This is a genomic window from Gilliamella sp. LMG 34360 (assembly GCF_984568995.1).
Genome location: NZ_OZ474900.1, coordinates 1 through 13146 on the forward strand (window position 1 = coordinate 1; position 13146 = coordinate 13146).

Below are 13146 nucleotides of genomic sequence, written 5' to 3' on the forward strand. Positions count from 1 at the left end.
GTGCCTACCGCTATTTGGCAAGATTGTCTTTCTCAATTACAAGAAGAGCTTCCGACAACTGAATTTAATTTATGGATTCGACCATTGCAAGCGGAAATGATTGATAACAAACTCTATATTTATGCCCCTAATAGATTTGTTTTAGATTGGGTCAGGAATAAATATTTAACAACAATATCTCAATTACTAAATAAGCATTTTAATAACGATTCTTTGAAATTACATCTTGAAGTTGGCTCAACTCTTTCGATGGATAAAAAAGTCAAAAATGAACAACCAAAAGCAGAACTTGTTCCTGCTTGGAAAATGACTAAAGAAAGTAATAGTAACCACACTTATCATTCTGGTATTAATCATAAACACACATTTAATAGCTTTGTTGAAGGTAAGTCTAATCAACTTGCTGTTGCCGCTGCCAAACAAGTTGCTCAGAATCCAGGAAAAGCTTATAACCCATTATTTTTATATGGTTCAACTGGATTAGGTAAAACCCATTTATTGCATGCTGTTGGTAATCAAATAATTGAAGAAAAAGACAATGCAAAAGTTGTTTATATGCATTCAGAACGTTTTGTTCAAGATATGGTAAAAGCCTTGCAAAATAATGCGATTGAAGAGTTTAAAAACTATTATCGTTCTGTTGATGCATTACTTATTGATGATATACAATTTTTTGCTAATAAAGAACGTTCACAAGAAGAGTTCTTTCATACTTTTAATTCGTTACTAGAGGGTAATCAACAAATTATATTAACTTCTGATCGCTATCCAAAAGAGATAAATGGCGTAGAAGATCGCTTAAAATCACGTTTCGGCTGGGGATTAACAATAGCAATAGAGCCACCAGAACTTGAAACACGTGTGGCAATTTTAATGAAGAAAGCTGAAGAAAATAATATTAAGCTATTAGAAGAGGTTGCTTTTTTTATTGCTAAACGTCTACGTTCCAATGTACGTGAATTAGAAGGCGCGCTTAATCGCGTTATTGCTAATGCTAATTTTACTGGTAAATCTATTACTATTGATTTTGTAAAAGATGCTCTAAAAGATTTACTTGCTTTGCAAGAAAAACTTGTAACTATTGAAAATATACAAAAAACAGTTGCTGAATATTATAAGATCAAAGTATCTGATTTGTTATCAAAACGTCGTTCAAGATCCGTTGCAAGACCTCGTCAAGTTGCAATGGCATTAGCGAAAGAGTTAACAAACAAAAGTCTTCCTGAAATTGGTGATGGATTTGGAGGGAGAGATCATACAACAGTATTACATGCATGCCGTAAAATCGCAGAATTAAAAGAAGAAAACAATGATATTAAAGAAGATTATTCTAATTTAATTCGAACATTATCAACCTAAAAAAAGAATCAACATTATGAAATTTATTATTGATCGCGAAAAACTTATCAAACCATTGCAACTTGTTAGCGCACCACTCAGTAGTCGTCCGACGCTACCAATTTTAGGTAATTTATTATTACAAGTAAGTGATAATGTTTTATCAATGACAAGTACAGATCTCGAAATTGAAATGATTTCTCATTTACCTTTGATCGAGGCAAATGAGCCTGGTGCAACAACGGTTCCCGCGAAAAAATTTCTCGATATTTGTCGTAATTTGCCTAGTAATGCTCAAATTTCAATAACGGTTGACGATAATCGATTAATCATTCAATCTGGTCGAAGTAAATTTTCTTTAACGACATTACCTGCTAGTGATTTTCCTAATCTTGAAAATTGGCAAAGTGACATTGATCTTTCCATCCCACAAAAAACCATAAAACGACTTATTGATGCAGTTCAATTCTCAATGGCTAATCAAGATGTAAGATATTATTTAAATGGTATGTTATTTGAAATTGAGGATGGTTTATTAAAATCAGTTGCAACTGATGGTCACCGCTTAGCATTTTGTGCTCAACCTATTGGACAAAATATTTCTGCTGCTTGTTCGGTAATTCTTCCAAGAAAAGGGGTAATTGAACTTGCAAAACTTGTTGGTGATAATGAGGAACCGATTAATATACAAATTGGAAATAATAATTTACGTGTTAATCTTGGTGATTTCACTTTTACATCAAAATTGATTGATGGAAGATTTCCAGACTATAAACGAGTACTACCTCGTAATCCGGATAAACCACTAGAAGTATCATGTGATGAATTAAGAAATGCTTTATCTCGGGTAGCAATTTTATCTAATGAAAAATTCCGCGGAATAAGATTGTATGTACATAACAATCAAATAAAAATCACAGCAAATAATCCAGAACAAGAAGAAGCTGAAGAATTAATTGATGTAAAATATAAATCAGCAGAACTTGAAATTGGCTTTAATGTAACCTATTTATTAGATATATTAAACACATTAAAATGCGATAGCGTACAGCTTTTATTAACTGATGCAACATCAAGTGTCCAGATTGAAGATATTAATGATCAATCAGCCATTTATGTTGTTATGCCAATGCGTTTATAATCAAATCTCATCTAGCTTCTGGTAACGACCAGAAGCTTTATTCATTAATATGACAATTTCACAAATCAAAATTCATCATTTCCGTAATATTGATTATGCTGAGTTATCATTATCTCATCATTTCAACTACATTATAGGTGATAACGGTAGTGGCAAAACCAGTCTACTTGAAGCCATTTATATGCTTGGACATGGTCGTGCATTTAGACACATTCAATCCAATCGAATTATACAACATGAACAACCAGAATTAGTTTTATTCAGCCAAATTAAATCAATCAATCAGCAAACCCGAACAATTGGTCTTGCAAAAAATCGTAATAATGATAATAAAATAAAAATTGATGGTGATGATGGTTTCCGATTAACTGATTTAGCAAAACTTTTACCGATCCAATTAATCACACCTGAAGGTTTTGATTTACTGACTGGAGGTCCAAAATATCGACGTTCGTTTATTGATTGGGGCTGCTTTCATCATTATCCCGAATTTGTTCATCTTTGGAACAATTTAAAACGTTTATTAAAACAACGTAATGCTTTACTAAAACAATGTGATAACTATAATCAATTACTACCTTGGGATAAAGAACTTTCCCCTATCGCTGAAAAAATAAGCCAGATTAGAGCAGATTATTCTCAAAATATTTTCCCTGAGATTATTCATACTTGCCAAGATTTTCTACCTGAATATCAAATTAATTGTCAATATTATCAAGGTTGGGAACATGGTATTGAATATTCCGAAATATTACGTAAACAATATGAAAGAGACAAATTCATTAATTACACTTCGGTTGGTCCTCATAAAGCAGATATTCGATTACGTGTCGATAATATTCCTGTTGAAGATCTGTTATCTCGAGGTCAGCTAAAATTATTAATGTGTGCTTTACGTCTTTCTCAAGGTGAGTACTATTCAAAACAAAACTCACAACCTTGTGTTTATTTGATTGATGATTTCGCTTCAGAATTAGATAATACCAAACGAGAATTATTAGCAAAGCGTCTAAAATTAGCTAATTCACAAGTATTTATTACTGCAGTTAGTCAAGATCAGATTACCCATATGATCAATGAAAATGATAAGATTTTTCACATAAAATCTGGTATAATTTCTTAGATATACAGAACGAAATAAACAATCAAACAAGTCGAGAAATTCATGTCTAATTCTTACGATTCTTCTAGTATTAAAGTACTCAAAGGGCTTGATGCTGTCCGAAAACGTCCAGGAATGTATATTGGTGATACAGATGATGGAACAGGACTTCACCATATGGTTTTTGAAGTAGTCGATAATGCCATAGACGAAGCATTAGCTGGTTATTGTCACCATATTGAAGTAACTATTCATCCTGATAACTCTGTTTCTGTGCGAGATGATGGTCGAGGTATTCCAACTGGTATTCATGAAGAAGAAGGAATTTCAGCAGCTGAAGTTATCATGACCGTGTTGCATGCTGGTGGTAAATTTGATGATAATTCTTATAAAGTTTCTGGTGGTTTACATGGTGTAGGTGTTTCGGTTGTTAATGCCTTATCAGACAAATTAGAATTAATTATTTATCGCGATGGGAAGATTCATCGCCAAATTTATAACCTTGGTGTTCCGCAAGAACCACTTAAAGTCATTGGTGAAACAACGGAATCAGGTACTTATGTTCGTTTTTGGCCAAGTCCAGAAACCTTTACCAATATTGAATTTATCTACGAAATTTTAGCTAAACGCTTACGAGAACTCTCATTTTTAAATTCTGGCGTATCGATAAGACTACTTGATGAGCGCACAGGTAAAAGCGAACATTATCATTATGAAGGTGGGATTAAAGCGTTTGTTGAATACTTAAACAAAAATAAAAACCCTATTCATCCTAAAATTTTCTATTTTAGTACTGAAAAAGACGGTATTGGCGTTGAAATAGCATTACAGTGGAACGATGGATATCAGGAAAACATCTATTGTTTTACTAATAATATTCCACAGAGAGATGGTGGCACCCACTTAGCTGGTTTTCGTGGTGCCATGACTAGAACACTTAACAATTACATGGAAACGGAAGGGTACAGTAAAAAAGCGAAAATCAGCGCGACAGGCGATGATGCTCGTGAAGGTCTAATTGCAGTGGTATCTGTAAAAGTTCCAGACCCTAAATTTTCATCACAAACTAAAGATAAGTTGGTTTCATCAGAAGTTAAATCAGCAGTGGAATCTACTATGGGTGAAAAATTAGCTGAATACTTACTTGAAAACCCATCAGATGCCAAAATTGTTGTTGGTAAAATCATTGATGCAGCAAGAGCCCGTGAAGCTGCACGTAAAGCACGCGAAATGACACGTCGTAAAGGCGCCTTAGATTTAGGGGGATTACCTGGCAAACTAGCTGATTGCCAAGAAAAAGATCCTGCTCTTTCAGAACTCTACTTAGTGGAAGGGGATTCTGCTGGTGGCTCGGCTAAACAAGGTCGTAACCGTAAAAATCAAGCTATTTTACCGCTTAAAGGTAAAATTCTAAATGTTGAAAAAGCGCGTTTTGATAAAATGCTGTCCTCCCAAGAAGTAGCGACATTAATTACTGCTCTGGGTTGTGGAATTGGTCGTGACGAATATAATCCTGATAAAATGCGTTATCACAGTATCATTATTATGACCGATGCTGACGTCGATGGTTCACACATTCGTACGTTGCTATTAACGTTCTTTTATCGCCAAATGCCAGAAATTATTGAACGTGGTTATGTTTACATTGCTCAACCACCTTTATATAAAGTAAAAAAAGGCAAACAAGAACAATATATTAAAGATGATGAGGCGATGACTCAATTTCAAATTGCTTTAGCTCTTGAAGATGCATCATTACATGTAAATGATCATGCACCAGCATTAGCTGGGGAAGCATTGGAAAAGCTCATTGCTGAATATCAAAAAGTCGAGAAGTTAATTACTAAAATGGAACGACGATACCCTAAAGCGCTGCTTTCTGAAATGGTTTATCATGAAGTATTAGATGAAAATATACTAAAAGACCAACAGCAAGCGGAAAATTGGGCAAAAACCATTGTAGAAAAATTATCAAGTAAAGAACAACATGGCAGTAGCTATGGTTATTCAGCTCCTTTTAATGAAAAGACACAATTATATGTACCAATCATAAAAGTAAGAACACATGGCGTTGATACTAATTATGCATTAGACCAAGTCTTTATTCATAGTAATGAATATCGCAATATCTGCCACTTAGGAGCACAATTAAAAGATCTACTTGAAGAGAGTGCATTTATTCAACGAGGTGAGCGTAAACAGCCTGTTAATTCTTTTGAAGAAGCTGTTGATTGGCTAATTCGCGAATCTCGTCGAGGACTCACTATTCAGCGCTATAAAGGTCTAGGAGAAATGAATCCGGAACAACTATGGGAAACAACGATGGATCCAACTAGTCGCCGGATGTTACAAGTGACGATCAAAGATGCTATAGAGGCTGATCAACTGTTCACCACATTAATGGGTGATGAAGTTGAACCTCGCCGATTATTTATTGAAGAAAATGCGTTAAAAGCAGCTAATTTAGATTTTTAAAATTGTTTTTTCAATAAAAATAAACTAAAAAACCAGACAACTGTCTGGTTTTTTTAACAATTAATATCATTCTTTTACCACCTTATTCAATCTATTGAATCGATTAAATAAAAGAATTTATTGACACACAGGTCTATCTACTTTCAGATCTGAAACGGCTTTATTCATCTGCTTAATCATATCTTTTGGACTTTGAGCTATATAAACTTTTCCTCCTGTCATATTAGCAACACAATCAATTTTATGTTCGCCTGCAATATCTACAATATTAATTTTTAGCTTTGGTTTTTTTGTAGCAATATAATTTGCTAATGTACAGATATTATTCTTAGAACAGTTATCTTCACCATCACTAATAATTAAAATATAATCTTCACGTTTAACACCATCAAGCATATTACTTGCTTTCTCTAAACCACTATAAAGTGGCGTTCCTCCACCACCAACAGCCGATGGATTAAGTCTATTTATATTATTTTTTAAAATATTACGGCTGGAATAATCATAAAATTGTGTAGCATTTGCTGCTGGACAATGATTTAAAGTTACAAGCGAAATGTCGATATTAGGTTGTATTTTATCAATACTTGATAAAGCTACTTTTTTACTTGTCGACAAACGACTTGGTAAACGAGTCATCTTCTTATAATATTTAATTTTTTCTTGTTCTGACATATAATTTGGATAACCGTAACTTAAATATTGAAAGAACTGCTCTACTTCGGATGGTGATTCAGCTAGCGTTGCAATCATGGATAAAGAGTTATCAAACACAATAATCATTCTTGATGGGTTAGGATTATTCTTTATCTCTTCTTTAGTAATACAATTCGGAGGATTTTTGACTTTTGGCACTGGTTTAGGTGCATTTTCTATCTTGATATCTTTCTTTTTATCTTCAATTGGTAACTCTTTTGGCTCTAAATTTTCAACAAATTTAGGTTCTTCTTTAGAAGATTCAGCAATTGGTTCTGGCTCTGGCTCTGGTTTTTTTACCAATATAGGAGGAATAATGGTAATTTGAGGTATCGTTTCTGCTAGTTTATCCTTGTTAAATGGATAAAAGCAAAACAGCAAAGCACCTAATGCGGCTAATAATAATAAAGATAACAATAACACACGCCACCATCCCCAGAAAGTTTTTGGAGAAATGACTGTTTCTGTAATGGCTGGTTTAGGTAAAACAAGTTCATCAAGACTATAAATTATTACGGGGTCATCATTAATAACAAAAATTTCATTACTTAAACTTTTGATCCGAGGTAACCATAATGAAATTAATTTTTGCTGTTCTTCATCCAATACAATTGTTTTGATAGATGTTTCAACATCATTTATTCGAGTTTGTAACGTTTCTGTTATCTTTTGTTTTAATGACTCATCTGCAATACTATTAATTGGAATAGGTTGACCTTCAAGATTTGTGTTCCAAACTAAATATTGATTATTATCTATTAACTTCGGTACCGCAAAAATCGAAAAAGTACGTTCGGTCAAATAAGGTTTTAGTAACGATAATATTAAATTATATTGATCTAATAAAATGAGTTTTGATGGATTATTGTGATCGACTTTAACTCGAGTTATACGTTGCATTGTTAACCCACGTCCTTATTTCTAATTATTTTCAGACTATCATACAAATCTAGTGTGAAGCCTATTTATGTCATTATTTTTCAATTAATTTCTATATGAAATAATTTTTAGCTTAATATCATTCACAGATAGGTTTAGTAATATTCAAATCAGAAACAGCATTATTCATTTGATTAACAATTTCTGTCGGATTTTGTGCGATATAAACTTTACCACCTGTGCTTTTCGCTACACAGTCAATTTTATGTTGCCCAGCAATATCAACAATATTAATTTTTAAACGAGGCTGTTTAGCTGCAATTTTACTAGCTAATGTACAAATATTACTTTTAGTACAATTATCTTCACCATCACTAATTATTAAAATATAATCATCGCGATTTACACCATCAAGCATTTTACTCGCTTGCTGTACACCACTGTATAATGGCGTAGCACTATTATATTCTAATGGATTGAGTTTATTAATCTTATTTTTTAGTTTTTCGCGGCTGGCATGATCATAAAATGAAGTCGTTTGTGCAACAGGGCAACTGGTTAATGTAACGAGAGCAATATTAATATCTTGTTGTATTTTATCAATAGTCGACAATGCGACTTTTTTACTACTTGATAAACGATTAGGTAACCTTGTCATTCGCGCTTCATAAGCATCAGCTTCTTTTTCTGTCATCATACTGAAATCACTTGCTAAATACTGATTAATAGCTGATTTTGACTCCATTAACGTTAATGTCATTGAAGCCGAATTATCAAATATCATCACCATTTTCGATGCATTATTATTTTTTATCACATCTTCTTTAGGAATACAATTTCTAGCAACAGGAGCCGGTTCTGGTTCGGGTTTCTTAACCAATACTGGCGGTATAATAGTTAATTTAGGTATTTCGTCTACTATATTGGCCTTATTGAAAGGATACAAAAAGTATAACAAGGATCCTAATGCTGCAAATAAAAGAGCTAATATCAGAAAATGCCACCAACGCCAAAATTTTTTCATCGGTATAGTTGAAAGCGCAACAACAGGTGGTGGTAAGATAGGATCTTCAAACGTATTTATAATCACTGGTTCACCATTAACAATATAGATTTGGTTACCTAAACTTTTAATTCTTGGTAACCAAGATGAAACCAACGCTTGTTGATCCTCATTCAACTGCAAAGATTTAATGGTTAATTCAATGTCGCAAATTCGTGTTTGTAATTTTTCTGATATTTGCTTTTTTAATACTTCATCAGCAACACTATTTAGAAAAACAGGTTGACCCTGAAGATCTGTATACCACCCCAAATACTGATTGTCATCAATTAATTTGGGCGTAGCTAAAATTGAAAAGGTTCGTTCAGTTAAATGTGGTTTTAATAACGTTAACAAAGAATTATACTGATCCAATAAAGACATTTTTTGAAAATCATTATGATCAATCTTAATCCTTATTATTCTCTGCATTTGTTATTAATTCCTTACATTTAACTTTTTTATCAATATTTTATTAAGCACAAGTATATTTATATATTTAACGCTTTTTGTAATTTTTGAAGTTTTATATACAATTTGTCGAGTTCAACTTGTTTTTCAATTTCTGACTTATTTGATTGATTAACTTGTTTAAATTGTTGTTGAATGTCATTAACTTGTTTTTGTAAATCATCACGATCTTTAGCTTTTTCTTTAACTTCATTAGTCAATTTCATTAAGTCTTGTTTAAGTTTGTTTTGCTGAGCTTGTTTTTGCTTAAGACTTAAAGTTGTATCATTTTTTTGTTTTTCTATATTGGCATAAATTTCTTTAAACTGCTGGTTAGCTTTTTGCTCATCTTCAAGAATTTTCTTCTTCTGATCAATACGTGTCTGGTAATTGCCAGAATAGTTACAGCTTATTTTATCCATAATACCCAAATTAGTATTTCTTGGATCACATTGTTCAGGAGTTGTTGAACAACCTACGAGAGAAACTAAAGACAAAAGTGAAATAATAGATATTCTTTTCATAATTAACTGACCTTCACAGCTGAACGTTGTTGAGTAACTAGATTAATTTGTTTTTCAAGTGCAGCAATTTGTTTATGTAATTGACTAATTTCTTTATCTAATCTTGTTACATTTACACCTGATTGTTGTTCTTGTACAGAAAGATTAACCCAATCATTTTCAACTTTTTTAATTCTTTTTAATTTATCATTCAGATAAGCAATATTTGCATCAATTTGAGTCAAATCTTTCTGAACTTGCTTTTTATTCACATTATCATTTTTTATTTGTTCATTTAATGTATGAAGTGTGGCTAAATTTTTATCCAAAACATTCTTTGCATTTTGTGTGATTGATTGAACTTCTAGTGTGTTTTGTTGAAGATCTTGAATGTAAGCATCAATACGCATCTCAGCATCAGCAAACTCTTCGCGTTTAGTATCCAAGTAATAGTTTCCTCCCATCATTACACCACAACCAACAGCTGCTGAAGCAAGGCATGTGCGCGCTTTTTCACCTAACAACAAACAGCCAACTCCCATAATACCAACACCTATAGCACAAGCTTGCCAAGCGGATTTACTGAAAAATTGAGCTGTAGTATCTTTAGTTAAAGCAGGATCGGCATTTCTAGTACTTACACCACCTGATGAGGATTGGCAACCAGTTAAAATTATCGATATGCATAAAGCTAATGTTCCTATTACTTTGTTCATTATTTTTTTCCTTTTATCTCATCACAAGACTGTAACCAAGTTGTTCTATCAACCTTTCCTGACACAATGTATTGATTAATATGCTGTAAATAAAGTTTTAAGTAATCACTCATGTTGGCTTTACCACTGTTTTGCAAAATAAATTGTGTGGGTTGAGCTTGCTCATTAATGATATTTTTTTCATAATTTGATGCAGTAGTAACGATAGTATCGGCATAATATTTTAAAATAAAGTCTCTTGCATTTTTTGATTCATTGAGTACCTGTTTTAAATTATTGAGCCTAACTTTTGAACACATATTATCATCAGGCAATGTTTCTGTTTCATCTGGATCGCAAATTTCATTAGTCATTGTATTATACAAGTTATTATTGTATTCAAATTTACTGTTTAAATCTGAAACATTGGCGCACAAAAACGCACCTAATTGTAATGCTGACTGTATAGAACGATTTCGTTGTTCATCTCTAGCTTGATTTGCACTACGTAACAACGTATTGAGTTGATTCAATTCTTTTTTTGTTTTTTCATCATCAACTTGTTTAGTAATTTTCTCAAGTTCATTAACAATGTTACCATTTGCGGAACTTGTTGTTTCATTTCCAAGTTCACTCCATTGTTTATCTAAAACTTTAACAGCCTCACTTGAATTCATGACTGAAGTTGTATAAACCAAACGAAATCCAACATCCTGACTCTTGTAAGCACCTTTATCATCATAATAAGGTTTTTCAGTACGAAATGCTGTAGTTATTGACGACTCAGGAGTTAAATAACTGCCACCACGAACAATCATTCCTCCTTCTTGCCCATGATAACGATCTAACTTATTCATACGAAAAGAGTCAAACATCATTTCATTTGCATTACCCAAAATATCATAAATATCCAGCGGATTAGGCTGTAATCGACCAATAAGTTGTAGTTTACCATTAGCAGATTTTGCTCCAGAAAACCAAGCGTAATTTTCTAAGTTAGCTGTCATTGGAAAGTGGTTTTCACGAAATTCAGATTCAGTTACTTTTGTACCACCTCGTGCCGCATATTCCCATTCAGTATTATTAGGTAAGCGAAAATACCCTTGTGGAATCTTGTTTAATTTAGTTTTTGTCTGATTTTCAATTAACCATCGGTTATATTTATCAGTAAATGCAATAGCATCAAACCAACTAATATTTGTCACTGGAAATATAAGTAAAATTTTTGCTGAAGGACAAGTATCATTCATCACAGATTGATATTGCAATGCTGTTACTTCATACTTACCTATCAGATAATATCGTTCTTTACCGTTATCTGAAAAACTACCCGAAATATAATTTGGAGTTGCATATTCAGCAAAACCAAGCTCTTTTTGGTTGCTACCCAGAATAACTTTGATATCATCTAATGGTTTATTTGTAGGTGTATAGACTTTCTTCATCACCAAGCTACCATCACATGGCATTGGTAAAATAACATCATCGTTCGAGGGTTTAGGATTATAAAAACTAGTATCCCATGGCTCAGCATAGCTGATGAAAGGAAATAAACTCATGCCTATAAATATTAATACACAAAATATATTTTTTTTAGTATTAAACTTCTCGTAAACTTTCAGCTGGCTGGATTTTAATGGCACGTTGACCTCCTATAAACACTACGATACATGTAATAAACATGTTCAACATAAATGCAACAACCAGATGATAAAATTGTAATCGACTTACAATAGGTTGTGAAACTAAATTTTTCCCTAAAACATTGTTAAACGCATGATTTCCTAATAAAAATAGAATAAGAGATACAAAAAATGCCAAGCAACTCAACATTACAGCTTGGTTAATCAAATAAAGCATAATATTTTTTGATTGAAAACCAAGCAAACGCATAAAAGCAATATCTTTACGCTTACGTTCAATGTTAGATAAAAATGAACCAATAAATGATAAAATACAACCAAAACCTGCAGTAAAAGCAATTACACTAAATATAAAACTAAATACCCGATCAATTGCTTTTATATTCTCAATTGCATTAGATTGAGTACGCGTTTCAATCTGCTTTTCTCGTAACTTAAAAGATAGCGGCGCCACATTATCTAGCGAATTCGCATAAATACGTGCTCGTGCAAATGAAGTATGGTTTGGGGGATTAAGTTTACCTGTTTGAGTTGCAAAAAGGTCACTTTGATAACCATCATAAAAATTTTCCATAGCAATCAATAAATTTAATGAAACAAAAGCAGCTGTTCGGCTATAACGATTTTCTGGAATAATGCCAATAACTTCTAATTCAGTTAAACCTTTTTCGAATTTACCATCAAGTTGTCTTGTAATAATTAGTTTTATCCGGCTACCAACAGTAACTTGCATTTTTTCAGCAGATAAAGCACTTAGTAAAACTTTATTTTCATTATCAATTTTAGGAAAATCGTTTGTAAGTGGATCTCCACTAGCTGTTGGTATAATCTCAGTGTTACTCACAAAATGGCTTGAATCTTTCATTAAATCGGCCTGAGTATTAAGTGAACGAGTTAATGGGATGACAAAAGCGGTTTCTGGTTGCTTACTTATCCAATCAAACACTGCATCATCAAGATGTAAATTCCCTACAATTTTAACTTCCAAATTTTGAGGATCATTAAGTAGTTGCTCACGAAGCTGTGAAACAACCCCATACTTTAAACTAAATAATAATAATAACGGTGTAATAACAGATATAACCGATGCAATGATGCAAAATGAAACTTTTTTGTCATACCATAAATCAGCAAACGACAAACGAATAATGAGCAACCATTTAGATATTACTTTAGCCATTT

Annotated in this window: 10 protein-coding genes; 4 read left to right on the forward strand and 6 right to left on the reverse strand. The window is 32.6% G+C overall.

What is annotated here, in order from left to right:
• The 4 genes from dnaA to gyrB are packed head-to-tail and all read left to right on the forward strand — an operon-like array spanning nt 1 to nt 6056.
• Nucleotides 1-1359, forward strand: coding sequence for a chromosomal replication initiator protein DnaA (gene dnaA, locus AC5LW9_RS00005; RefSeq protein WP_198227548.1), 1359 nt, complete (start codon nt 1-3; stop codon nt 1357-1359).
• A gap of 16 nt (nt 1360-1375) precedes the next feature.
• Nucleotides 1376-2479, forward strand: a complete 1104-nt coding sequence (gene dnaN / locus AC5LW9_RS00010; protein WP_493456087.1) for a DNA polymerase III subunit beta — start codon at nt 1376-1378, stop codon at nt 2477-2479.
• Nucleotides 2480-2528: 49 nt separating this feature from the next.
• A complete protein-coding gene (recF, locus tag AC5LW9_RS00015) occupies nt 2529-3602 on the forward strand; it encodes a DNA replication/repair protein RecF (protein ID WP_039125979.1) in 1074 nt (357 codons plus the stop codon).
• 42 nt (nt 3603-3644) lie between these two features.
• Nucleotides 3645-6056, forward strand: a complete 2412-nt coding sequence (gene gyrB, locus AC5LW9_RS00020; RefSeq protein ID WP_493456088.1) for a DNA topoisomerase (ATP-hydrolyzing) subunit B — start codon at nt 3645-3647, stop codon at nt 6054-6056.
• Between the two features lie 117 nt (nt 6057-6173).
• Here the strand turns inward: gyrB and AC5LW9_RS00025 are convergent, their stop codons facing one another.
• From AC5LW9_RS00025 to AC5LW9_RS00050, 6 genes are all read right to left on the reverse strand, one after another.
• Entirely contained in the window at nt 6174-7652 is a 1479-nt protein-coding gene (locus AC5LW9_RS00025; protein WP_493456089.1) for a vWA domain-containing protein, read from the reverse strand.
• A 118-nt stretch (nt 7653-7770) separates the two neighbouring features.
• A complete protein-coding gene (locus tag AC5LW9_RS00030; protein ID WP_493456090.1) occupies nt 7771-9105 on the reverse strand; it encodes a vWA domain-containing protein in 1335 nt (444 codons plus the stop codon).
• A gap of 59 nt (nt 9106-9164) precedes the next feature.
• A complete protein-coding gene (locus AC5LW9_RS00035) occupies nt 9165-9647 on the reverse strand; it encodes a hypothetical protein (RefSeq protein ID WP_198227556.1) in 483 nt (160 codons plus the stop codon).
• 2 nt (nt 9648-9649) lie between these two features.
• Nucleotides 9650-10342 (reverse strand): hypothetical protein, encoded by a 693-nt coding sequence (locus AC5LW9_RS00040; protein ID WP_493456091.1) that lies wholly within the window; start codon nt 10340-10342, stop codon nt 9650-9652.
• A complete protein-coding gene (locus tag AC5LW9_RS00045; RefSeq protein WP_198227558.1) occupies nt 10342-11964 on the reverse strand; it encodes an SUMF1/EgtB/PvdO family nonheme iron enzyme in 1623 nt (540 codons plus the stop codon). Before AC5LW9_RS00045 ends, AC5LW9_RS00040 begins: the two co-directional genes overlap by 1 nt.
• On the reverse strand, nt 11921-13144 hold the full coding sequence (locus AC5LW9_RS00050; RefSeq protein WP_493456092.1) for an ABC transporter permease: 1224 nt from the start codon (nt 13142-13144) through the stop codon (nt 11921-11923). Before AC5LW9_RS00050 ends, AC5LW9_RS00045 begins: the two co-directional genes overlap by 44 nt.
• Nucleotides 13145-13146: the final 2 nt, after the last annotated feature.